Annotated in this window: 22 protein-coding genes; 7 read left to right on the top strand and 15 right to left on the bottom strand. The window is 43.9% G+C overall.

Annotation, left to right across the window (positions count from 1 at the left end):
- Positions 1-201: 201 nt before the first annotated feature.
- The 4 genes from nrdA to DQX04_RS02650 all read left to right on the top strand — a co-directional run bounded on the left by nrdA (position 202) and on the right by DQX04_RS02650 (position 4,336).
- The gene (gene nrdA, locus DQX04_RS02635; RefSeq protein WP_111914241.1) at positions 202-2,547 is read left to right on the top strand and encodes a class 1a ribonucleoside-diphosphate reductase subunit alpha; all 2,346 of its coding nucleotides are present in this window, start codon (positions 202-204) and stop codon (positions 2,545-2,547) included.
- An 11-nt stretch (positions 2,548-2,558) separates the two neighbouring features.
- Positions 2,559-3,689, top strand: a complete 1,131-nt coding sequence (gene nrdB, locus DQX04_RS02640) for a class Ia ribonucleoside-diphosphate reductase subunit beta (protein ID WP_111914242.1) — start codon at positions 2,559-2,561, stop codon at positions 3,687-3,689.
- A 3-nt stretch (positions 3,690-3,692) separates the two neighbouring features.
- Entirely contained in the window at positions 3,693-3,956 is a 264-nt protein-coding gene (gene yfaE, locus DQX04_RS02645; RefSeq protein WP_111914243.1) for a class I ribonucleotide reductase maintenance protein YfaE, read from the top strand.
- Between the two features lie 116 nt (positions 3,957-4,072).
- Positions 4,073-4,336, top strand: a complete 264-nt coding sequence (locus DQX04_RS02650) for a GrxA family glutaredoxin (protein ID WP_111914244.1) — start codon at positions 4,073-4,075, stop codon at positions 4,334-4,336.
- Between the two features lie 51 nt (positions 4,337-4,387).
- Here the strand turns inward: DQX04_RS02650 and hrpA are convergent, their stop codons facing one another.
- Genes hrpA through DQX04_RS02665 form a run of 3 tightly spaced genes read right to left on the bottom strand, consistent with a single transcriptional unit; the run spans position 4,388 to position 9,818 of the window.
- A complete protein-coding gene (gene hrpA, locus DQX04_RS02655) occupies positions 4,388-8,320 on the bottom strand; it encodes an ATP-dependent RNA helicase HrpA (protein ID WP_243618873.1) in 3,933 nt (1,310 codons plus the stop codon).
- Between the two features lie 31 nt (positions 8,321-8,351).
- Positions 8,352-8,771 (bottom strand): CBS domain-containing protein, encoded by a 420-nt coding sequence (locus DQX04_RS02660; RefSeq protein ID WP_111914245.1) that lies wholly within the window; start codon positions 8,769-8,771, stop codon positions 8,352-8,354.
- A 6-nt stretch (positions 8,772-8,777) separates the two neighbouring features.
- On the bottom strand, positions 8,778-9,818 hold the full coding sequence (locus tag DQX04_RS02665; protein WP_111914246.1) for an isoaspartyl peptidase/L-asparaginase family protein: 1,041 nt from the start codon (positions 9,816-9,818) through the stop codon (positions 8,778-8,780).
- Between the two features lie 120 nt (positions 9,819-9,938).
- Here DQX04_RS02665 and sbcB point away from each other — a divergent pair, with 120 nt between their 5' ends.
- Positions 9,939-11,369: an exodeoxyribonuclease I gene (gene sbcB / locus DQX04_RS02670; protein ID WP_111914247.1), complete on the top strand. Its 1,431-nt coding sequence runs from the start codon at positions 9,939-9,941 to the stop codon at positions 11,367-11,369.
- 83 nt (positions 11,370-11,452) lie between these two features.
- On the opposite strand, the gene DQX04_RS02675 is transcribed toward sbcB, so the two are convergent.
- The gene (locus tag DQX04_RS02675; RefSeq protein WP_111914248.1) at positions 11,453-13,807 is read right to left on the bottom strand and encodes an RND family transporter; all 2,355 of its coding nucleotides are present in this window, start codon (positions 13,805-13,807) and stop codon (positions 11,453-11,455) included.
- A gap of 6 nt (positions 13,808-13,813) precedes the next feature.
- Positions 13,814-14,935 (bottom strand): YCF48-related protein, encoded by a 1,122-nt coding sequence (locus tag DQX04_RS02680; protein ID WP_165831923.1) that lies wholly within the window; start codon positions 14,933-14,935, stop codon positions 13,814-13,816.
- 226 nt (positions 14,936-15,161) lie between these two features.
- Between DQX04_RS02680 and DQX04_RS02685 the strand changes: the two genes are divergently transcribed.
- Positions 15,162-16,511: a DUF1329 domain-containing protein gene (locus DQX04_RS02685; protein WP_111914250.1), complete on the top strand. Its 1,350-nt coding sequence runs from the start codon at positions 15,162-15,164 to the stop codon at positions 16,509-16,511.
- A gap of 72 nt (positions 16,512-16,583) precedes the next feature.
- On the opposite strand, the gene DQX04_RS02690 is transcribed toward DQX04_RS02685, so the two are convergent.
- The 3 genes from DQX04_RS02690 to DQX04_RS02700 are packed head-to-tail and all read right to left on the bottom strand — an operon-like array spanning position 16,584 to position 18,969.
- Entirely contained in the window at positions 16,584-17,459 is an 876-nt protein-coding gene (locus DQX04_RS02690; protein WP_111914251.1) for an NAD(P)-dependent oxidoreductase, read from the bottom strand.
- Between the two features lie 11 nt (positions 17,460-17,470).
- Positions 17,471-18,217, bottom strand: a complete 747-nt coding sequence (locus DQX04_RS02695; protein ID WP_111914252.1) for a methyltransferase domain-containing protein — start codon at positions 18,215-18,217, stop codon at positions 17,471-17,473.
- The gene (locus tag DQX04_RS02700) at positions 18,214-18,969 is read right to left on the bottom strand and encodes a Nif3-like dinuclear metal center hexameric protein (protein ID WP_111914253.1); all 756 of its coding nucleotides are present in this window, start codon (positions 18,967-18,969) and stop codon (positions 18,214-18,216) included. Before DQX04_RS02700 ends, DQX04_RS02695 begins: the two co-directional genes overlap by 4 nt.
- An 87-nt stretch (positions 18,970-19,056) precedes the next feature.
- On the opposite strand from DQX04_RS02700, the gene DQX04_RS12455 reads away from it, so the two are divergent.
- The gene (locus DQX04_RS12455; RefSeq protein ID WP_165831924.1) at positions 19,057-19,437 is read left to right on the top strand and encodes a hypothetical protein; all 381 of its coding nucleotides are present in this window, start codon (positions 19,057-19,059) and stop codon (positions 19,435-19,437) included.
- A 37-nt stretch (positions 19,438-19,474) separates the two neighbouring features.
- Here DQX04_RS12455 and DQX04_RS02710 read toward each other — a convergent pair whose 3' ends face one another.
- The 7 genes from DQX04_RS02710 to DQX04_RS02740 all read right to left on the bottom strand — a co-directional run bounded on the left by DQX04_RS02710 (position 19,475) and on the right by DQX04_RS02740 (position 24,636).
- Positions 19,475-19,717: a DUF3912 family protein gene (locus tag DQX04_RS02710; RefSeq protein WP_207916204.1), complete on the bottom strand. Its 243-nt coding sequence runs from the start codon at positions 19,715-19,717 to the stop codon at positions 19,475-19,477.
- Positions 19,718-19,781: 64 nt separating this feature from the next.
- Complete coding sequence (locus DQX04_RS02715) at positions 19,782-20,318, bottom strand: DUF3833 domain-containing protein (protein ID WP_207916203.1); 537 nt, start codon at positions 20,316-20,318, stop codon at positions 19,782-19,784.
- Complete coding sequence (locus DQX04_RS02720; protein WP_165831925.1) at positions 20,311-20,832, bottom strand: chalcone isomerase family protein; 522 nt, start codon at positions 20,830-20,832, stop codon at positions 20,311-20,313. The genes DQX04_RS02715 and DQX04_RS02720 overlap by 8 nt, the downstream gene beginning before the upstream one ends.
- The gene (locus DQX04_RS02725; RefSeq protein ID WP_111914257.1) at positions 20,819-21,346 is read right to left on the bottom strand and encodes a DUF2878 domain-containing protein; all 528 of its coding nucleotides are present in this window, start codon (positions 21,344-21,346) and stop codon (positions 20,819-20,821) included. Before DQX04_RS02725 ends, DQX04_RS02720 begins: the two co-directional genes overlap by 14 nt.
- Complete coding sequence (locus DQX04_RS02730) at positions 21,307-22,581, bottom strand: cyclopropane-fatty-acyl-phospholipid synthase family protein (RefSeq protein WP_207801076.1); 1,275 nt, start codon at positions 22,579-22,581, stop codon at positions 21,307-21,309. The genes DQX04_RS02725 and DQX04_RS02730 overlap by 40 nt, the downstream gene beginning before the upstream one ends.
- 14 nt (positions 22,582-22,595) lie before the next feature.
- On the bottom strand, positions 22,596-23,333 hold the full coding sequence (locus DQX04_RS02735; protein ID WP_111914258.1) for a DUF1365 domain-containing protein: 738 nt from the start codon (positions 23,331-23,333) through the stop codon (positions 22,596-22,598).
- Positions 23,326-24,636, bottom strand: a complete 1,311-nt coding sequence (locus DQX04_RS02740; RefSeq protein ID WP_111914259.1) for an NAD(P)/FAD-dependent oxidoreductase — start codon at positions 24,634-24,636, stop codon at positions 23,326-23,328. Before DQX04_RS02740 ends, DQX04_RS02735 begins: the two co-directional genes overlap by 8 nt.
- Positions 24,637-24,638: the final 2 nt, after the last annotated feature.

The raw sequence follows: 24,638 nt of genomic DNA on the forward strand, positions 1-24,638 counted from the left end.
AACAGCGAAACCCACGCCAGTTATGGCTATCGCAAAGTTCAATAAAAAAAATGCTCAAATCTTCAAATTTCTTGCTTGATCAAAACCACATTCCTCACTAAAGTACCGCACATACCCCAACACAATATCTTGTGGTTATTTTCAGACCAACACCACTACGGACACAAGATATAGTGATAACAATAAATGAGTGAGGGAGCCATGAGCCAGTCTATCCAAGTCACCAAGCGCAATGGAACAAGAGAAGCATTAGACCTAGACAAAATCCACCGAGTGGTGAGTTGGGCAGCTGAAGGTTTAAACAATGTTTCTGTCTCGCAAGTTGAAATAAAGTCACAAATTCAATTTTATGACGGTATTCGCACCGACGACATTCACGAAACCATCATCAAAGCAGCTGCTGACCTTATCTCTGAAGATGCACCCGATTATCAATACCTAGCTGCACGGCTAGCTATTTTCCACCTACGCAAAAAAGCATATGGTGAGTTCGAGCCTCCGCACTTATACCAGCACGTAAAAGCAATGGTTGAAAGCAACCGTTACGACAAACACTTGCTGGAAGACTACAGCGAAGCAGAATTCAACGAGATGAACGACTTTCTAGAGCATAGCAGAGACTTAAACTTCTCTTATGCTGCTGTTAAACAGTTGGAAGGTAAATATCTTGTTCAAAACCGTGTTACTGGCGAAGTGTTTGAAAGCGCCCAGTTCCTTTACGTTTTAGTGGCCGCATGCTTGTTCGCCAAATACCCAGCTGAAACACGTTTAGACTACATTCGCCGTTTCTATGACGCAGCATCTACATTCAAGCTTTCGTTGCCTACACCTATCATGTCTGGTGTAAGAACCCCTACTCGTCAATTTAGCTCCTGTGTGCTTATTGAATGTGGTGACAGTCTCGACTCCATCAATGCAACGGCAAGTGCAATTGTAAAATACGTTTCTCAACGTGCGGGTATTGGTATTAATGCAGGCCGTATTCGCGCGTTAGGTAGCCCTATTCGTAATGGCGAAGCCTACCACACAGGTTGTATTCCGTTTTTCAAATACTTCCAGACAGCAGTTAAAAGCTGCTCTCAAGGTGGTGTTCGTGGCGGTGCGGCTACGTTGTTCTACCCACTTTGGCACTTGGAAGTTGAGTCTTTACTGGTACTTAAAAACAACCGCGGTGTAGAAGAAAACCGTGTGCGCCACCTAGACTATGGTGTGCAGTTCAACAAAACCATGTACCAGCGTTTGATTAAAGACGACTACATCACATTATTCAGCCCTTCAGACGTGCCAGGTTTATACGACGCGTTTTTCGCAGACCAAGACGAGTTTGAGCGTTTGTACGTGCAATACGAAGCTGACGATTCAATTCGTAAGAAGCGGATAAAAGCTATCGAACTGTTTAGCTTGTTTATGCAAGAACGTGCCAGCACGGGTCGTATTTACTTACAAAACGTAGATCATACGAACAACCATAGCCCGTTTAACCCGAAACTTGCTCCTGTACGTCAAAGTAACTTGTGCTTAGAAATTGCACTACCCACTAAGCCACTAGAGCATATCAACGACGAGAATGGCGAAATTGCGCTTTGTACCTTGTCTGCATTTAATCTAGGTGCAATTAAGTCGTTAGACGATTTAGAAGAACTTGCCGACCTAGCGGTACGTTCACTAGACAGCTTACTGGATTACCAAGACTACCCTGTTCCTGCTGCACGTAGTGCAAGCATGGCGCGTAGAACACTCGGTATAGGTGTTATTAACTTTGCCTACTACTTAGCTAAGAATGGTGTGCGCTATTCAGACGGAAGTGCAAACGGCTTGGTTCACAAAACCTTTGAAGCTATTCAGTACTACCTCATGAAAGCTTCTAACGAATTGGCAAAAGAAAAAGGTGCGTGTCCGAAGTTTAACGAGACAACTTATGCCGACGGTATCTTGCCTATCGACACGTACAAAAAAGAAATCGATAGCATTTGTGAAGAACCTCTGCATTTAGACTGGGAAGGCTTACGAGCTTCAATTAAGGAGTATGGTCTTCGTAACTCTACGTTGTCGGCGCTTATGCCTTCTGAAACGTCGTCGCAAATCTCTAACGCGACAAACGGTATTGAGCCGCCTCGTGGTCATATCAGCATTAAGTCTTCAAAAGACGGTGTGTTGAAGCAAGTTGTACCAGAGTTCGAACGTTTGAAAGACCAGTATGAATTGCTGTGGTCAATCCCAAGTAATAAAGGTTACCTAGAGCTTGTCGCGATTATGCAAAAGTTTGTGGACCAAACCATTTCTGCAAACACCAACTACGATCCGGGCAAGTTTGAAGGCGGTAAAGTACCGATGCGTCAGTTACTGCAAGATCTACTGTATGCGTACAAGCTGGGTGTAAAAACCATGTATTACCATAATACACGCGATGGTGCGGCAGACAGTCAAACCGACCTTTCAGCTACAGCTCGTAAGAAAATGGAAGACAAGGCAGACCAAGCTCAAGCGGCTGTGACTGCAACGATAGAAGAAGACGACGACTGCGCTGGCGGCGCTTGTAAAATTTAAGGAGTTTAAACATGCGCTATTCAACGTTTAATCAAACGAATGTGAATCCTCTTGGTGAGCCGATGTTTTTCGGTAATCCAGTTAACGTTGCCCGTTATGATCAGCAGCGCCACAGCATTTTTGAGAAGCTTATTGAAAAGCAGTTAAGCTTCTTCTGGCGCCCTGAAGAAGTTGACGTTAGCCGCGACCGCGTGGACTTCCAAGCGATGACTGACAGCGAAAAACACATTTTCATTTCAAACTTGAAATATCAAACGTTGTTAGACTCAGTACAAGGCCGTAGCCCGAATATCGCCCTACTTCCTATAGTGTCATTGCCAGAACTCGAGACTTGGATTGAAACTTGGTCATTTTCTGAAACCATTCACTCGCGTTCATACACCCACATTTTAAGAAATTTGTTTAGCGACCCAGCGAAAGTGTTTGACGATATCGTCATGAACGATCAGATTCGCAAACGCGCGACAGACATTTCTAAGTACTACGATGACCTTATTTTCTATACGCAGCTATGGCAAACCCATGGCGAAGGAACTGTAGAAGTTGAAGGCGAAACCTACCAAGTTTCAGTACGTGACTTGAAGAAAAAGTTGTTCCTTTGCGTAAACTCTGTAAATGCTTTGGAAGCGATTCGTTTCTATGTAAGTTTCGCATGTACATTCGCTTTCGCAGAGCGTGAAATTATGGAAGGCAACTCGAAAATTATTCGCCTTATAGCGCGCGACGAGAACCTTCACCTAACTTCTACACAGCACATTATAAACTTGTGGCAATACGGTGATGACGACCCAGAAATGAAAGAAATTGCCGAAGAGTGTCGTGAAGAAGCATTAGAAATTTTCACTTCAGCGGTAGAGCAAGAAAAAGGCTGGGCTGAATACTTGTTCGAGAACGGCTCTATGATTGGCTTGAACAAAGACATTTTATGTCAGTATGTAGAGTACATTGCGAACCTTCGTATGGCTGCAATTGGCTTCGAGCCTCAATACGACCAGACTAGCAATCCTTTGCCTTGGATGAATAAATATCTAGTTTCTGACAATGTGCAAGTTGCGCCGCAAGAAGCCGAAATTAGCTCGTACTTAGTGGGCCAAATCGACAGTGAAGTAAGCGCTGGTGACTTCGGAGACTTCGACCTTTAATTCATGAACAGCAAGTTAAAGGTTAAAGTAAACAAGAGCCAAGTTATTGAGGTTGACCCCGGTCAACCTCAAACGCTTTTAGAGGCCTTAGAACAAGCTGGGGTTGAAACCCGTTACCATTGTCGCAGTGGCTTTTGCGGAGCCTGCCGCACAACACTTATTTCGGGCGAAGTTGAGTATATTAACGACCCCCTCGCCTACATGAGACCCCAAGAAATTTTACCTTGCGCCTGCAAAGCTAAAACCGACTTAGAAATCGAGCATTAAGGAATCGATTCTCCCGAATAGCGACATCTACACATACGATTAGTAGCACTTATCGAAATCAGGCATAATATAAAAAGAAATTAATTTAGCGCAGCCAAGTAGTAAAGGAGCTTTAAATGCTAGCAGTTATATTCGGGCGCGATTCATGCCCATTTTGCGTTCGCGCGAAACAAATCGCAGAGACTCTCCAACACGAAAAAGACGATTTCGAATATCGTTATGTAGATATTATTGCGGAGGGTATCAGCAAAGCTGATCTAGAAAAGACTATTGGTAAACCCGTACTCACCGTTCCACAAATTTTTGTCGACGAGAAACATATTGGCGGCTGTACAGAGTTTGAAGCTTACGCGAAAGAGAATTTAGGCTTATACGCTTAACGCTCACTTGAAACCGTTTACCACGCTATCTAGCGCGGTAAACGCCTTTCTTTAATTCAGTTCCTTCAGTGCATTCATAAGTCGTTGCTCAGACACCGGAAACGCCGTGCCCAATTCTTGAGCAAATAGTGATACACGATATTCTTCTATATGCCACCTAAACGGATCTAACGTTTCAGTATTTTCGTTATCTTGCTTCTTCTTCGCGACACGCTTTTTCCATTCTTCTGTAACTTTCTCAACCTGTAAAACGCGTAATCGATCACGATTTGGATCTGCGTCTAATCGCTCAACCCGTTTTCTCAAGGCCTGCAAATACCGCAATACGTCGGGCAATTTAGCGTAACCATAGCTCGAAACGAATTTAGGGAAAATAAGGTTGTCTAAATGCTCTTTAATATCTGCATACGAACGAGCCTGAGCTAGCGGAATTTTCCCTTTAATACGTTTGCTTACCTCATGTCCTACCAACAAACACTCTTGCGCTAATTGCGCAATCTGTAATGTTTCTTCATTAAGGTTACCGCGAACATGTTCTAAGGTACGAGCAAACGCTTCTTGGTCTTTTATATTTTGAGAGCCTAATAGCTTACTAATTGCAGCCTTAATGCAATCATCAATCAGTGCCTCAATTTTGCCCCACGGATTAAAATACATCGCCAATTTAGCTTTATCGGGCAGCGACTGCTGTAAATACTTTACGGGCGAGCTACAGCCCAAATACAGCAAGTGAATTACGCCCTCTCGATGCGATTTCTCAGCCTCATGCTCAGACTCAAAAACGCGTATTGCAACCGTTTTACCTTCTTGATGAAGTGCTGGAAATGCCTTAACCGTAAATATTCCCTCACTTTTCTCTACAGGCTTAGGTAAAGCCCCAAAAGTCCATTCGGTCATTCCTTCGCGCTCTAGATCTTGCCCAGCAGCATTGTTAATGGTTTCCTTCACTTCGCCTTTTAACTTGCGCTTTACTTCATCTAAGCTATCCGCACGCAGCATTAATTTCTCATTTTCATCAATCACGTTGAAATGAATTTTTAAATGCTTAGGAATAAGTTCTGCATTCCATTCATCTGCAGGTACTTCTATACCGGTGATACGCTTTAATTCCCTCGTCATTACACTTAACAATGGTTCTTTCGTGCTTTCAACCGAGCTTAAAATAGCTTGCGCAAACTCTGGCGCTGGCACAAAGTTTCGACGCCACTTCTTGGGTAAACTCTTAATCCATGCAGCGACTAATTCCTTTCTAAACGCAGGAACCTGCCAGTCGAAGCCTTGCTCTTGAACTTGATTTAAAGCTGCCAATGGAATCGTAACGTTCACACCGTCGTCATCTGCACTCGGCTCGAACACGTACCTAAGCGGTATTTTTAATTGTCCTTGCTGCCAAAAGTCTGGATATTGTTCTTCCTGAACGTGCTCGGTGGACTGTTTCAATAATTGCGCTTGGGTAAAAAACAAGCTTTCTCTATCGGCTTTAGAAAGCTTCTTCCACCAATTCAATAAGCTTCGATCATCATAAATATGTTCGGGTATGTATTGCTCATATGCATGGAACAAAGCAATCTCGTCAACTAATAGATCTCGCCTTCTCGACTTCGCCTCGAGATCTTGTATTTCACTAATCAGTTCTAGGTTATGTTTTACGAATTCCGGTGCCTTTTGTATCCGGCCATTCACTAGTGCTTCTTTGATAAAGATTTCACGAGAAAGTATCGGATCAATTCGAGCAAACTGAACTTTGCGCTGCGGAACAACAAGCAACCCGTAAAGTGTGACCTGCTCGTTCGCCACAACTGCGCCCTGCTTTTTAGAATAAACAGGCTCGTTATATGTGCGCTTCACCAAATGAAGCGCTAAGGGCTCAATCCATTGTGGATTGATTTTCGCTACACTACGTGCGTACAGCCGAGATGTTTCCACAAGTTCGCCGGCCATAATCCACTTCGGTTGTGACTTAAACAGTGCTGAGCCAGGAAAAACAAAGAACTTGGTCTGTCTTGCCCCCAAGTATTCGTGCTGCTCACTTTTTGTACCAATTTGCGACAGTAGCCCAGACAACAACGCTTGATGGATATGATCAGGTACGCCTTCTTCTTCGCTTAATGGTAGGCCTAACTCACGCACCGACATCCTAAGTTGGCTGTACAGATCCTGCCATTCCCTAACTCGAAGGTAATGAATGAACTCTTGCTTACAGCGTTTTCTAAACTGACCTTTAGACACTTCCTTCTGAAGTGTTTGGAGATAGTTCCACAGCTTCAAATAACCCAAGAAATCGGAGGTTTCATCGTGAAATCGAGCATGCAACTGATCAGACTTTTGTTGAGCATCCAACGGACGCTCTCTCGGATCTTGAATACTTAGAGCGGCAACAATAATCAATACTTCGCGCATACAATGCTTTTCAGCTGCACAAAGAATCATTCTGCCTAATTTGGGGTCTATAGGAAGGCGCCCTAACTGCTTCCCCATAGGAGTCAGGCGAACAAACTTCCCTTTTCGCTTCGCCGAAGGCACAACGGCTTGCAGCTCTTCAAGTAACCGTAAACCGTCATTAATAAACCTGTCGTCAGGCCTTTGTAGAAAGGGGAATGCCTTTATGTCGCCTAGTTTAAGACTAGCCATTTGCAAAATAACGGCCGCAAGGTTAGTTCTTAATATCTCTGGGTCGGTAAATTCTGGACGCTGATTAAAGTCATCCTCGCTGTATAACCGAACGCAAATACCGGCTTCGAGACGCCCGCACCGACCAGCGCGCTGGTTCGCGCTTGCTTGTGAAATAGGCTCTACAGGAAGTCGTTGTACTTTCGAGCGATAGCTATAACGACTAATTCTGGCCATACCTGGGTCAATCACATATTTAATCCCTGGTACGGTCAGAGAGGTTTCCGCTACGTTGGTCGCTAAAACTATTCTTACGCCCTGATGTGGCTGAAATATACGGTTTTGTTCTTGGGCAGACAGACGCGCAAACAATGGAATAATTTCAGGGTTAATATTGCGATAACGCAAATGTTTCGACAGATATTCTGCTAAATCTCGAATTTCCCGCTCACCACTTAGGAAAATGAGTATATCCCCAACGGCTTCATGCCAAAGCTCTTCGATAGCGTCAACCACACCCTCTTCAAAATCTATTTCGTAGGTTTTAGGAATGTCGTCTGCATAACTTGTACGCTCAAGCGGCGAATATCGAACTTCCACAGGATATGTTCTGCCAGAAATCTCAAGAATAGGAGCCTTGCTGAAGTGTTCAGCAAATCGTTGAGTTTCGATTGTCGCGGAAGTAACGATAATTTTTAGGTCGGTACGCTTTTCGGTAATCTGTTTCAACACGCCCAACAGAAAATCTATATTTAAGCTTCGCTCGTGGGCTTCATCAATAATAATAACTTCGTAATCGTTAAGAAACCGGTCATTTTGTAACTCTGCCAGTAATATACCGTCGGTCATTAATTTAACTGACGTCTGGTCACCTGTTTTATCTTGAAACCTAACCTTATGACCAACAATACTATTTCCTAACTCACCTAGTTCGCTAGCTATTCGTGTAGCTACAGAGCGCGCCGCTAATCGACGTGGCTGCGTATGGCCGATAAGACCCGCTGCCCCAAAGCCCATTTCCAATAAAATCTTGGGTAATTGTGTGGTTTTGCCTGACCCAGTTTCTCCCGCAATGACAACAACTTGGTTTTCTTGTATTGCTTTCTTAATGTCATCTTTTGCCTGAACAACAGGTAAGTCCTCAGGGTAATTGATTTTCGGAAATCCAGATCTTTTCTGGCTTACTTTTTCACGGGAGGCTTCAATTTTAGCTTTGAGAATCGCAAGCTTTTCTTCGTCACTGTTTTTCCCAAGCTCACGAATTTTACGTCTCAGACTATGACGATCTTGAGTTCTACATTCAGCAAGTAAAGACAACAACGACTTCATTTCAACAACCAACTTCCCAACGAAAAGAGCCGCAGAGTTTATCAAAACTCGGCGGCTCTTTGTTAATACATCTTAATTAATGTTTTCCGTACGCATCACTCAAGTGAAGGTCAATAGCTCGCAAAATATCAGTTCTATTAATAGCTCCCACCAAACGATTGAACTCATCTACCACTGGAAACAACTTTGGCTTCCCTGAGCCCAGCTGCTGAGCCAAATCAACAATAGCCATATCATCAGAAACTGTGACTGGCTCATGAGCCGTCATACAGTCTGCTACAGTGGCACTTTGCTCTTGATGGTAAGCCCCTTCCAACATCATCATAATGCAGTCTTGTTCCGACAAAAAACCAATTACTTCTCTATTTTCATTAATAACAGGACCACCACTTTGCTGTGCAGACAACAAACGATGTACAGCATCTTCAATAGGCATAGCCGAAGTAAATGTAATTGGATGTCTATTCATGTATTCACTAACTTTAAGTGACCGCATATAGTTTTACTCCTCGCGATAGATTCCTACGGTGAGTTGTTCATTTGAGGTTTTACTAGCTCTATACATACCCTCTGTATTGAAGGGCATACTAATATTTCCCATCGGGTCTAAAATAATAACCCCACCGGTACCGCCAGCGTTTACCAAAACATCATGAATAACTTGATCACCAGCTTCGACTACAGACAACTGCTGGTACTTCACCCGGCTACAAATGTCTGCTGCCACATGGTAACGAATAAAGTACTCTCCGTGCCCAGTCGCTGATACAGCACAACTTTCATTATCTGCCCATGTACCTGCACCAATTACTGGAGAATCACCGATACGGCCCCAACGTTTCGCAGTCATACCGCCAGTAGAAGTTCCTGCGGCTAGATTACCGTCTGCATCAAGAGCCACAGCCCCTACAGTTCCCATGTTAAACGCATTGTCCCAGTGCTGATGCGCGATTAATGTCGTTTCGTCTTCCGTTTGATTCAAAGCGGTAAGCGCTCGTTGTAACTGCTCGTAACGGTGAGGCGTATTGAAGTAAGTGTTACTAACCTGCTCCAAACCTTGTTCTCTCGCAAAAGACTCTGCGCCTTCTCCACTTAAAAATACGTGTCTAGAGCGCTCCATTACTGCCCTAGCAGCCTCGATTGGGCTTTTAATATTCGTTACGCCTGATACCGCTCCAGCTTCTAGGGTATCGCCCAGCATAATCGATGCATCTAGCTCGTGCCTACCCTCATAGGTATACACGGCTCCTCTGCCGGCATTGAACAATGGATTCTCTTCCAATACCTGAATAGCAGCTTGAACAGCGTCTACAGCTTCACCGCCCGACTCTAGCACCGCATAACCCGCTTCAGTAGCCAAAGTTAATGCTTCACGTATCTCAGCTTCCTTTTCTCGAGACAAGTTATCTCTAGTAATCGTGCCGGCCCCACCGTGTATCGCTATAGCAATCGGGGCATCACCAACACTATTCGGCTCGTTATCACTGCACGCTAACAGTGTAGCGCCCGCAGTTAACGCAATAACAAGATGACGAAGCTTCATATGTTCTCCTTAAACACTAGCCTTCCAATTAATTTAGTTCATTATGCGCAATCTACCACCTCGCGAACAAGTAAAGTGGGTGGTATCCTTTCAAAATAAATTAATTCAAACACGTATTTTATGACCCAAACAACTTTTTATTGGCACGACTACGAGGCTGGTGGCGTAAACCCTCGGGTAGACCGCCCTATGCAATTCGCCGGCATACGCACAGATAGCGACCTAAATATTGTTGGCGAACCACTAAATATATTCTGCCAGTTAGCCCCTGATTACCTGCCTCACCCCGAAGCCTGTTTAATCACTGGCATAACGCCACAACAATGCCAACGTGACGGATTTATCGAAACGGAATTTGCAGGAAAAATTGCCCAAGAGCTTTCTGTGCCAGGTACGGTTTCTATTGGCTATAACAATGTGCGGTACGATGATGAAATGACACGGTTTCTGTTTTACCGGAATTTTATCGACCCCTACGCGCATACATGGGAAAACGGGAATTCACGTTGGGATCTTTTAGAATTGGTTCGCGCCTGCTACGCGCTGCGCCCAGAAGGAATTACTTGGCCAGAAAAAGAAGATGGCTCTGTAAGCTTGAAACTTGAAGATCTCAGCCGAGTAAACCAACTTGACCACGGCAAAGCACACGATGCCCTTTCCGATGTGTATGCATCTATCGCGCTTGCAAAGCTTATTAAAACTAAACATCCGAAGCTTTTTGACTTTGCATTCAGTAAACGAAAAAAGAATGACTTAGTCACATTAATTGAGCAGAGCATGGTTCAGCAGAAGCCCCTTGTGCATGTGTCGGGCTTTTATGGCAAGGCAAATAGGTATTGTAGGTTAATTATGCCTGTTGCTTTTCACCCACAGCAATCCAATCAACTTATTGCTTGGCGTTTGGATATAAACCCTGAACAATGGCACAACGCGACACCGGAAGAGATACTTTCCGCGCTTTACAGTAAAGAACTCGGGCCGGAAGAAAAACCTGGATTGGTCAAAATCACGTTGAATCAGTGCCCATTTTTAGCACCCGCAGGCGTTCTGGAGCAAGCACGTGCAAGTGAAATTGGTATTGATTTAGCTGCCGTTCAAGGGCACTTATCGGCTCTGCAAAATAGTGACCATTTAAAAGAGATATTGGTGCAAGCTGTGAGCTCCCAACAGCCTGACTTTCCAGATATAAACGACGTTGATCAAACGCTTTATTCAGGAGGTTTTATCAGTAACCAAACCAAGTCGCATATGAGCATGGTTAGGTCAATGCAGCCCGAACAATTGCAAGGCTCTCAAATTGTATTTGAAGACAACCGGTTTAATACCTTGTTAAAAAGGTACAAGGCTAGAAACTATCCCCAGCTATTAAGCGACGACGAGCTAAATCGTTGGATGCAGCATTGTCGGGAAAGAATGCAGTTTGGTGGTGACGGTTACTTAAGCCTAGAAGACTTTGCGCTTGCGCTGAATGAAGCGTCAGAACGTCATGCCGACGACCCCGCAAAAGTAAGAATACTAAAAGATCTTTATTTGTGGGCACAAAATCTATAGAGCTTCTGCTTAATTAAGCTAAACACAAAGCCCATACGAAAAAGCCACGCTTTGTAGCGTGGCTTTTTATTGCTTTATGTAAGTTACATTACCGGTTTCCCGTCTTCACCCTTTGGCCCAACTTTAAATAGTCTTGCCAACGCAGGGATAAGAATAAGCGCACCAAGCATGTTCCATATAAACATGAAAGTAAGTAACAAGCCCATGTCAGCTTGGAACTTAATTGGTGACCAAATCCAAGTTGCTACACCAATCGCTAGAGTTAAGCCCGTAAAGCCTACTGCCTTACCTGTTTTCGATAATGCATAAGCATAGCTTTCAGTAAGGCTCATATTCTCTTTGAGTGCTTCTCTCATCTTACTGTAGATATAAATACCGTAATCGACACCAATACCCACACCTAGTGCAATCACTGGCAGCGTAGCTACTTTCACGCCAATACCCAGCCACGCCATGAGCGCTTGGCTCATTACCGTAGTAAACATGAGTGGAAGAATAATACAAATAACCGTTCTAATGCTTCTAAAGGTAATGAGGCAAAGTGCAATAACCACGCCGTATACCCAAATCAACATCTTCATTTGCGCCGCTTCAATAACCTTATTGGTTGCAGCTTCAATGCCCGAGTTACCTGAAGCTAACAAGAACTCGATGTTGTCAGTTTCATACTCGTCAGCAAATGCATTTACTTCATCAACCACACGGTTCAACGTATCTGCCTTATGGTCGTTTAAGTAAAGAATAAGCGGAGCCATGGTACATTCTTGGTTAATCAATCCCGATGGTGCTTGCGAAATTGACGCATTGATCACGAAGTCATCGCGGTTAATGCTATACCACTTTAAGTTACCTTCGTTAATACCCGCCATACCCAACTTCGAAACGTAGGTAATTGAACGCGTGGTTTGAACACCTGGAACGTTCTCCATGTGCCATTGGAAACGGTCCATAAGCACCATGTTTTGCCAATCGATACACTCACCAGGTGGAGTTTCGGCCATCACAACAAAAATATCTGTACTGGCACTGTAATTGTCCACCAAGAACGCGTTGTCCAAGTTATAACGAGAATCTGCTCGTAGTTCAGGCGCGCCGGTGTCTAAGTCACCAATTTTAAGGTTTTGCGCTTGCCAAACGCCTACTACTGCCATAATTGCGGCTACTAATACCGCACCTTTTGCGTACGAAGGCTGGGTGAACTTGCCAAAGAAAGTTAATAATGGATGTGATTCACGACGCGTTTTTTGGAGGTGTTTGATACCACTTTCACTCACCCCTAAATACTTGGCTAAGACCGGCAGCAATCCAAGATTAGTAAGCACGATAACGGCTACACCAATGCTGGCAGCAATCGCAAGTTCTTTGATTACCGCAATATCAATTACCATAAGCGTAGTAAAGCCTATAGCATCACTCGCCAATGCTGTTAGCCCTGCCGCATATAAACTGCGGAACGCTAACCGAGATGACATTTCTTTTGAGTGCCCGTCGGTGCGGTTAGTGACTAACGCGTTGATTATCTGAACACCGTGACTCACGCCGATAGCAAATACCAGAAACGGAACAAGCATAGAGTATGGATTAATTCCGCTTCCGATGAGCTTAATAATGCCCAACTGCCAAATAACGGCGATTACTGAACACAACAAAACCATAAATGAGCCGCGTAAACAACGACTGTAGAGGTAGAGCATTCCAAACGTAATAAGCATCGCCAATAGGAAGAAGATCCCTACTTGCATGGCGCCGTCGATAAGATCAGCTACAACTTTTGCAAAGCCAACGATTTTAATACTAATGGTTTCAGAGCCAAACTTATCGCGAATTTGCTCCTCAAGGTTTTGGCCAAACTGGTGATAGTCAAGGCGCTCACCTGTTTCTGGGTCTACTTCATTGAGCGGCACATAAATAAGCGCCGACTGGAAATTGTTGGCAACCAAGTTCCCTACTTCACCCGACCGCAATATGTTTTGGCGTAATTGCTGAATAGAGTCTTCGTCACCATTATACGTATCTGGTATAACCGGTCCGCCAACGAAACCGTCTTCTGTAACTTCTGACCAGCGTACGTTTGGTGTCCAGATAGAACGAATACCCGAACGGTTAACACCCGATACATAATTTAATTCGTCGGTAACTCGACGCAAAACTTCTTGATATTCCGCGTCGAAAATCGTGCCTTCTTTAGTTTCGACAACAACACGAATAGCATTGCCTAGACTCGATAAATCTTCTTCATATTTGAAATAATTCTGAACAAACTCATGGTTTGTCGGAATCATTTTTTGAAAACTCGCGTCGGGTCTTACCTGCGCTGCGTGGTAAAGCAAAAAGCCAGTTAACGCGATAAAAATAAAGAGCCACGTTTTACAAGCTCCGAATAAAACTCTCTCTAGCATCGGAGGTTTTACATCTGCAATATTAGTCGTCTCTTGCATGTTAAATTATTCCTCTTCTGCTGCAGGTAAGGTGAAGTTTTGAATACCTGCACGGCTTACAAAAACTAAATTTCCATTTTCCGTTTCTCTCACGCCAGCAAGAGGAACATTCGACTCATGGCTATATAATTCGGCGTCAAGTGACTCTTCATCAATATGTACAATAACTCCAGAGTGCCCTACTAATAAAACACTACCATCTTCAAGCACATGGCCACTATTTAGGTTGTAACGCGTTGGTGTATCCACAGCACGGAAGGTTTCACCTTTATCTTCCGAAACGAAAACATTGCCGCGAAGTCCAAACGCCCAAAAACGCCCTTGAGAATCTACTAGCCCACCAAAGTAGGAGCCGTGATAAGGAGAAGCTAGAGTGCTCCAAGTCTTGCCTTGGTCGTCACTTCTAAACATTAAGCCATATTCGCCGACTAAAAATAGATGTCCGTCAGGATCAACGATGAGTTGATTCAGGTGGTAACCCAAAGGATTTTCTATACGGTCTGAAATAACTTCCCAGCTTTCACCACCATCCTCTGTTCTCAATAATGTTCCGTATGCAGCCGCAACTACGCCTACAGACTCATTAATAAACTCAACGTCTAGCAAAGGCTTGGTTGGTCCCACCTCTTGTTGGATCTCCAAACCTTGCATAAGAAAGCCGAGTTCTTCCAACAAATACTCATATTCAGAAGCTTCCGCCGGTGTTTCAGCGTTATCAATAGCGGCTTCCAGTTCCTGAACTTGTGCATCTATCCATGGCAATTCAAGATTTAATAATTCGAAACCGTCTAAAATACGGGTGAAAGTTTGGCCGCCGTCGTTACTTTTTAGCAACACACCTTCATGACCAGATATAAAAATTAAATCTTCATTGACGATGTCTACACTAGTGAGTAGCACTGAGGTAGGGCTTTCAGCTTGTTGCCACTGCTCGTCTTGTTTGGTGACGATGGTTCCGAATAGTCCGGCGGCAACTGTATGGCCATGCCCTTGGTCCAGCCCAACTAGTGTTGCTTTCGCAGCATTGCGAGCTTCTGGGGATGGCGCGTAAATGGGATCATAGTCTTGTGCAATGACGTTCGTGCTTATTGCAGCTGACATTAGTGTCGCTAATGCAACTTTTTTCATTATTGAACTCCGCATTCGCAAAACAGTCGAAAAAGCATACAAATTGTTTCGACTAAACGTGTAACCCATGATTGTATATTCTAACAGGCGTTTGAAAACCCCTAATTGGAATTTATTTGATATTTTATTTTTGATTGATTTGATGTAGCTTAACGGTAATCATGTCAACCAACACCAGAATTGGTAGTAGACTGATACGAACGCACAAGAACTAAGGACAACGACAATGAAAAAAATGATGTTAGGTGCAGGGGTTATGGCGTTAACGCTTTTATCAACAAGCGTAAACGCTGCAGTATCACCTCAAGAAGCAGCTCGACTAGGTCAAGACCTGACTCCTATGGGAGCTGAGCGTGCCGGTGGAGCAGACGGTCGTATCCCAGCGTGGGACGGCGGTTTACAGCTCGACCGCGAGTTTGATCGTAACTACAACCCTTTTGCAGATGAAGAACCGCTTTACACCATCACGCATGACAATTTGGACCAACACCGTGATCGTCTATCGGCGGGTCAAATTGCGATGTTCGATCGTTACAGCACTTACAAAATGCATGTCTACCCTACGCATCGAACTGCGGCGTATCCAGATGAGCTATACGGTCTAATTGCCCAAAATGCCGTGAATACAACGCTAGTTGAAGGTGGTAGTGGTCTAAACGACTTCCAAACTGCGATTCCATTCCCTATTCCGTCTTCAGGTCTGGAAGTAATTTGGAATCACACTACACGTTTCCGCGGTGGTGCGGCAGAACGTATCGTAGGTCAGTTTCCTGTACAAGCGAACGGTGACTTTGAAAAAGTACTCCTTCGCGAACAACTTGTATGGCCAGAATATTTAGAAGGCGGTAGAGATCCACAAGCAGATGACAACGTGCTTTTCTACTTCCTACAACAAGTTCTTGCACCTGCACGTTTAACAGGTACGGTTCTACTTGTTCACGATACAATTGACCAAGTTAAAGAAGGTCGCCGTGCGTGGATTTATAACGCAGGTCAACGTCGTGTAAGACGCGCGCCAAACGTAGCGTATGACGGTCCAGGTACAGCGTCTGACGGTCTTCGTACTTCGGACGGCCTAGACATGTTTAACGGTGCCCCAGACAAGTATGAATGGCGCCTAGTAGGCAAGAAAGAGTTGTACATTCCGTACAACAACTTCGATATGATGAACACAAACCTTAGCTACGACGACATTCTTGATGCGGGTCACTTGAATCAAGACCATGTTCGTTACGAACTTCACCGTGTATGGGAAGTTGAAGCAACGCTTAAAGACGACGAACGTCATATTTATGCGAAGCGTCACTTCTATATCGATGAAGATACTTGGACAGCATCTGTAATCGACCAGTACGACAGCCGTGGTGAGCTATGGCGCGTATCTGAAGCATATAACACGCAATTCTACAGTCACGACGTTCCATGGATGGCTGCAGAAGCTGTATATGACCTAAACAATGGTCGTTACATTGCGCTAGGTTTAGCTAACGAAGAAGACGAATACATGAACTTCGAACTAGAAGCTAGCCGTTCAGACTACACAACCCAAGCACTTCGCCGCTTAGGTATTCGTTAATAAAACGTGTAGCACTGATACAGAAACTAAAAACGGGCCTCTTGGCCCGTTTTTTAATTGTTAAATTATAATTTATTTGTCTCGTTGAATAAAACGAGTAAGCAACGATGAGGTGTCCCAACGGTTACCTCCCATCGCCTGAACGTCACCATAAAATTGATCAACGAGTGCCGTTAATGGAAGCCTAGCACCATTGTTGTTCGCTTCCGAAAGCGCTAATCCTAGATCTTTTCGCATCCAGTCGACAGCAAAGCCAAAGTCATACTCTCCTTCTGACATTGTTTTCCAGCGATTTTCCATTTGCCAACTGCCCGCTGCACCCTGAGAAATAGCTTGAATGACACGCTCAGCGTCTAAACCTGATTTTTCGATAAACTGCATTCCCTCCGCGAGTCCCTGCACGACACCCGCTATACATATCTGGTTCACCATCTTAGCGAGCTGACCTGTACCGACTTCGCCCTGCCAACCAATGTATTTGCTGAAATGCTCCATTACCGGGCGTACCGCTTCAACATGTTGCTCAGCGCCGCCGACCATAACGGTAAGCGCACCGTTTTCCGCGCCTGCTTGGCCACCCGATACTGGCGCATCCAGAAAGTGAATATCTTGCTTTTGGCACGCCTGTTCTAACTCTCGAGCAAGTTCAGCAGATGCCGTAGTGTGGTCTACAAGAAAAGCACCTTTATTTAACCCTGCTAGCACGCCCTGCTCACCATACACCACGCTTCGAACATCTTGGTCGTTACCCACACACATAAACACGACATCACAGCCTTTCGCAGCTTCTTTGGGTGTTCGTTCTGCTCGACCTTGATATTCGGTACACCATTGTTCCGCTTTTGCATACGTTCGGTTGTAAACCACCACATCATAGCCGGCTTTACTCAAATGCCCTGCCATTGGATAACCCATTACACCCAAACCAATAAACGCGACTTGTTTCAACGGTACTCTCCTTAAATTTTTCTTAATAAAATATGCTGGTAACGACCTAAAGCACGGTAAGGCTCAAGTTTTCGATATCGTAACTCAAGGTCTATTAATGCTTGTTCGTCTATTTTTTCAGGCGATTTTAAGTAATCATGAATCACGCGAACGCCACTATGTTGAACAATCTCTAACTTAGAGGCAGCCACCCAATTCATAACCTCTGAAACCTTTAAGGGATTAGAGGGACTAAACCGAACTTTCTTTTTAACCTTCAAACCAGCGTTTACATAGTCAAAGTTGCCATAAACTAGGTTTGCCATGCGTTTCGCTTCGATGTTGTAGAACATCAGCGACAAATAACCACCGTCTGCGACCAACTCTGTAAGCTTTAACCAAGCTAGCCATGGATTTTCGAGCCATTCGAGAACCGCATGGCAACATACCAGATCAAATGTTCCCTCAGTCGCAAAGGACTGAATCGTGTCATTAAAGTATTCATATTGTTCAGTTAAGTTAAGCTTCGCATGGAGTGACTTAGCTTCACTCAACATATCTAAAGACGGCTCAACATGGGTAATATTATGGCCTGCTTGGGCTAGCCAACTATTCACTTGCCCTATACCAGCACCTAAATCAACTATAGAGCGACTCTTGCCATTGTTCAGGAAAGATAAGTCTTCTTTCAGTACATGCTCTCTTATCTTTCCCTTCAATGTGCCGTAGATATTGTTAGAAAATCTCAAGGCATCATTTTCAAATAAACGATCACTCATGCAGGGCTATCTACGTCAATAAACTGGACCGATAATCCTAATTCGTTTTTAATTTTCTCGCCTAACGCAAAAACGCCAAATCGTTCTGTAGCATGATGACCAGCAGCGAAAAACTGAATTCCACATTCTCGGGCAACATGAATTGTTTGCTCAGAAACCTCACCGGTAATGAAAGCATCAACGCCACACTCTACGGCCTGTTCTATAAAAGATTGACCACCACCAGTACATACAGCCACAGTTTCGATTAACTTTTCACTTTGCACCGAAGCAACCAACTTTCTTTGCACTAGTGCTTCGATATCACGTGCAAATTGAGAACCTGATACTTTTTGTGCCAAACGGCCCTTCATAAGTAATCCTTCGGGTTTAATCTCTGCAACTGGTTCTATTTCCACAGCTTCTAAACGCTTTAAAAGTTGGACGTTATTTCCAAACTCGGGATGTACATCAAGTGGCAGGTGGTAACCGATCAAGTTTATATTTGCTTCGAGCAGCGCCGCTATACGTCGTTTTTTCATTCCAACTATCGGCTGTGCTTCGTTTTTCCAAAAATACCCATGGTGAACTAAAATAGCGTCCGCTTGAGCGCTAATAGCTTTATCGATTAAAGCTTGACTTGCCGTTACACCCGTTACAACTTTTGCAATTTCATTTCCACCTTCGACTTGTAAGCCATTCGGACTGAAATCTTTTATTAGATTAGGTTTTAACCACGCGTTGAGTGTTTCCAAAAGTTCAGCACGTTGCATATTTGCCCCTTGAGTTCATTAGACACTGCACAAAAAAGAATGTATAAATTACATGAAGCTTAAATATTAACACACAGGAAATAATCAATGAGCAAACTGGATAAAGAGAAAGTTCTCAGTGAATTTTCTGCGGCGTTCGAAGCTGCTGAAGGTAAAAAGCCTAAAATCGAAGAAAAAAGTGGTTGGTTTAGCGTAGACGGTGGGAAGAACATGCGTCTTGCGAAGCTTGACGAATGGGCGAAAGAACTTTCAGGTGGCAAAAAGGAAGCTGCTCCGAAAAAATCTGCTGCAAAACCAGCAGAGAAAAAACCTGCAGCTAAAAAGCCTGCTGCTAAGAAAGCAGCTAAACCTGCGGCGAAAAAGGCAACTAGTAAGAAAAAGTCTTCTGGTGGCATGACCGCTAAAGAAGTTTGGCAAAAGAGACTTGAAGAAGAAAAGACACAGAGTCGACTTCCTCGAGGCTTCTAACAAAAAATCCGGCAACAGCCGGATTTTTTATTTCTAACTATATTGCAGTAGACTTCACCCTATCCGCACGCATTTTCAATTTCCTATGGCGATAAACTAAGAATTCTTCTCTTTTAAATTTTACAAAGTTATCGCCAAAGTCGCCTTGACCTACTTCAAAAATATCTTTCGACACTACGCGTTTGACCACACCTAACTTACCTTGGTGAGGCCCTCTTTTAACGAAAATGGTCTGCCCTAAAAAGTCGGGGTCGTTGTATACGAAAGATACCTGATTCACTCTAATACTCTTATTTTGAAGTTGCTCTCTAATGTATCGGCAACTTTTGACAAGGCTATAATGGTTAATTCACGCGCTCAATAACTAGCGTAATGTCCCCTACATGAAAACCAAATTTTCTCATTTCTGTTTTGTTGATCAACCTGTTTTCATCCAGCAAGTACATCCAGTCGTCCAACGTTACAGTAATCGTGCCGTCATTGTATGGAACCTCTAGTTGATATACCCAATGAAGTGCATTACCTGCGGTTGTACCTTGCGCGACACCTACTACATCAGAGGCAGTGCCATTGTATCGGTTTTCCCCCACTTTTGTTAGTTGCCAAACGCGTTCTTGCTGCTCACCGTCACTCCAGTAAAAGGTTTCATCTAGTGTGCCTTGATTACCATTCCAGGTTCCCGTTATATCAGCCCGAAAAGAACGGCTCATTGCACCAGAACGATCCTGTACCATTCCGTAAGCCACAAGCTCACCTACAAAAAACTCTTCTAATTTAAGTTCAGGTTGAGAGCCTTCAAAGTCACTTATGTTCGCGGAGCAACCTAATAAAAATAACGCGGCAATAAAAAACGAACCTAACTTAACCATAAACTTAGCCATTGTTTTCTCCCACTAATTCATCTCTGTTTCGTCTGTATGATGCATTTTCAGAAAGCCATATTGCCAAAAAATCGGCAGCAAATTCGTCTGGAAAAAGCTCTCCAACTGCCCCTTCCTTAGTGTAAAATTGCAAGCCTGAAGCTTTATCCCACTGTGCAACCAAGCAGTCTCCCTTAGTTATGTCTGGCCAGGTATCATAAAGTTGTTCGAGCCACCGTTGATGATTTTCTCCGACTTGTATATCAAGCTTAAGCCACTCTTCTTCGGTTCGTTCAATAAGGCTTCGAGCCTTAAAGTCTCGTAAATAATCTAGCCGTAATCTAATCGTTTGCGCCTCAGGATAACGGCCTGTGTCGGTAAATAACGCAGCGTCGTAAACATCAAAGAAGAAAACTTCCAACCTTGTTTCTCCAACTCTCTGTAAGTTTTCGCTGTTCATTTCACAAGCATTGGCAGATGCACCTACGCTAAGGGCAACTACTCCGACCAAATGAACTGTGTTAAGCCATTTCATATTTAAACCTTGCGCGCGAAGACAGGAAAGCCAAGAAGTGCATGATAACTCCCCATTTAAACCCATATGCCACCACTAGAAGTGGATAGGTTGACGTTAGTTCTGCCGCACCAAAACGAATACCAGCAACATAGGTTAAAGGACCAAAAACAATTCCCAACAGCCAAGCAAGCGTATAACGACCTGCTAGCCAATCCATCGCGGTAAACGCCAATGCACCAAACCCTAACCAAAGGAGCACTAACCATGATGGCAGACCGCTCGTTCCGGAAAACTGTAGAACGCCCAACTCAACCACGAGCCACTCACAGAGCAGTCCAAACGTAATCAGATAGAGGATCTCAGCTCGTCTACTCCAAACCATTTTGAAATTAACGGCGTAGACCAACGCGACTAAAATAGCGGTAAGCCAAAGATAATCTTGTCTGCCTACTACAGCAGACAACCACACTAGGTCGAAACCTAGAATTAAGACTATTCGGTAACCGATAGACCAGAGAGTACTGCTTTGCATTGTCTTTTCGTGGCAAGAAGCTGAACTGCACTAATTGTTCGCTCTCTAAAACCACCCTCACAGTAAGAAAAATAGTAATTCCACATCCGAGCAAAGCGCTCGTCATAACCGAATTCTTCTAATTCAATTCTCTTGTCATTAAAGTTCTTTGCCCAAGACTTCAGAGTATCTGCGTAATGAAATCCTATGTCGTCTAGTTGACGCAGCGTTAGGTCGGTGTGCTTTCTAAACATCTTGCTCACAAGCTCCACCGAAGGTAAGTATCCTCCGGGAAATATGTGCCGTTGGATAAAGTCTACGTTTCGGTTGTATTGCTCTAAGCGCTGATCTGCGATGGTAATGGCTTGCAGCACCATTCTGCCGTCTGGTTTTAATAAAGACGCACATTTTTTGAAAAAAGTAGGAAGATACTTGGCGCCCACAGCTTCAATCATCTCAACAGAAACCAGTTTGTCAAATTGTCCCTCGAGGTCTCTATAATCTTGTTTCAACAACGTAATTTTGTTTTCAAGCTTAAGTGCTTTAATTTGAGACGCGACATAATCATGCTGCTCTTCCGAAATAGTCGTCGTCGTTACTTTGCAGCCATATTGCTGGGCTGCATATATGGCAAGTCCACCCCAGCCCGTTCCTATTTCCACAATATGGTCGCTCGGCTTGAGCTCTAACATCTCACAAAGGCGTTGTAACTTATGTTCTTGGGCTTCCTCTAAATTCGAATTAGGGCCTGGGAAGACAGCACTAGAATACTGCATCTTCGAGTCAAGAAATCGGGTGTATAGGTTATTGCCCAAGTCATAATGCGCCGATATATTCTGCTTCGCTTGTGATTTACTATTACTGCGCAGGCCGTGAGCTATCATTTGAAATGGCCAGCTCAACCAAGAAATTCGCCTTGTTAACGCGTCAAGCACTTCTAAGTTACGCGCAAACACCTGAATGACTGAAGTTAAGTCTGGGCTTTCCCAATACCCGTCAACATAAGATTCACCAGCACCAATGTCACCTTGCAAAACGAAGCGGCTAAACATTTTAGGGTCTTTCACCTGAATCGTCGCAACCAATGGACTGGTTGCGTCACCAAACGTCATTTCGTTCGCGCCTTCAATCAACTTCAGTTGACCGAACTTTAATCGCGACAACACCGAAAATAGAATTTTTCTAGACAGCTTGTCTAAAGCAGAAAGAGTCATCGTTGAGTTGCTTAAGCTTTGTAATTGTCGAACTCTCGGCATTTTCAATTCCTTTCTTAAGGATGCTTATAAATCGGGACTTTCTTTAGAAAAAGTTTCACTGCGTGCCAGTAAATACCCCATACAATCTTAACGACTTGTATTGGATGCTTTCTTAATACGGAACGAATAGATTTTGAGTTCAATTCCTGCTTCGACAATTTCAATGTCGCATCAAACTCTAATTCATGGCGCTTAACACCAATGTGTACTACGCAGGTATCTTTTGGAGCCTTAATACGCCAATGGTAAGTCATATCCATCGGATTAAACGGGCTCACATGAAACGCTTTTTGGGTAGGCTGTTGGTCTTCTAAGTCAACTAAGTAATAGTGGCGCTCGTTCCAAGGTGTGTTAGACACCTCCGCCAACATGTGGGTGTACAACCCCTGCGTGTTACGTAGGAAGAAGCAATTAATTGGACTGAAATATATGCCCCAATTTCGAATATTACCCAAAAACGTAATATTCCCAGATAAAGGTTGGTCAGAAAGATCATTCATTTTGCGAAGCACCGCATCATGAATATCCTCATATTCTGGTTGGAAATAACCTTTCAAATAATCAGTATCTTTGAAGTGTAGCGGTGCCCAACGCTTCCTTTCCACTGACAAAAATTTACTTAGGCAATGTATAGATGAAAGTTCTTTCAAATCAAAGCACCACTGCATAATTTTATAACGCAGTTGATGCTTTTGAGGCATGAGTCTGCGGTGACCCACAACGCCCCAGTAAACGCCTGAATGGCTAGACATGGGCTATACCATCTTGCGGAGAAGGAACAATGGGATCTACATCAAAGCGCTCACATAAGTCGTTGGCACTACGCACGCCGTCCTCATGAAAACCGTTATACCAATAGGCTCCACAAAAGTGTGTTCTATTTACACCACAAATAGCCCCTCGTTCTTTTCGGGCCGCGAATGATTCCACTGAATACACCGGATGGTCGTAGACGAAACTTCTTAAAATCTTAGTAGGGTCAATTTTTGAAGTGCTATTTAAGGTTACACAAAATGTGTCTTTAGCCTCAATGCCTTGCAGAATATTCATGTTGTAGGTCAATGTTGTCGGCATGGTCAAAGCTTCGCTTTCGTTAGCCTTTACAGACGGTAATAAGTAGTTCCAGCTTGCCCAGGCTCTCTGTTTGCGTGGCAATAAACGCGTATCCGTGTGTAAAACCACTTCGTTCGCTTGATAAGGAATTCCGTCTAACACGCGTTTTTCGTCTTCTGTTGCATCCTTTAAAAGCGATAACGCTTGGTTGCTGTGGCAAGCAAAAACAACGTGGTCGTAGACGCGTTGCTCACCCGAAGCAAGAGTAATCAGCACGTCCTGGGCCCGCCGTTCAATCGACGCTATTTCAGTGTTAACCTTTATATTGTTCTCAAAACGTTTACATAACGGTTTAAGGTAGGTTCTAGATCCTCCCTTAATAACATGCCACTGCGGTCTATCTTTAATGTCGAGTAAACCGTGATTTTCAAAAAACCGCAGGAAAAACCCTAAGGGAAAATCTTCAACGTCTTTCAAAGACGCAGACCAGATGGCTGCACACATCGGCTTTAAATAATTGTGCTGAAAGCTTTGCGACAAGGAAAGTTCGTCCATAAACTGTTTCAACGTCACTTTGTCGAGTGCTTCACTAGGCAGGTTTGCTTGCTCTTTAGCGGCTTTGTTGAATTTCAAAATCTCTGAAATGAACCGATAGAAGTTTGGAGACAATAAATTTCTGCGTTGCGCAAACAAAGTATTAAGGTTGTGTCCGTTGTACTCAAGCCCACTGTCTGGGTTCGTCACGCTAAAACTCATCTCAGTGTCTTGCCAAGTTACTTGCAACGAACGCATAAGGTTACGAAAAAGCGGATAGGTTTTGTTGTTGAAAACGATAAAACCGGTGTCTACCGCATAACTCTTTCCTGCTAGCGTTACATCAACGGTGGCTGTATGGCCCCCAATCGTTGACGCTTTTTCTAATACTTCAACATCATGCTTTTGACTTAACAAATGAGCAGCGGTGAGCCCTGAAACGCCACTGCCTACTACGGCGATTTTCATGC

Origin of the sequence: Aliidiomarina sp. B3213, assembly GCF_003290085.1 — a bacterium.
GTDB lineage: Bacteria > Pseudomonadota > Gammaproteobacteria > Enterobacterales > Alteromonadaceae > Aliidiomarina.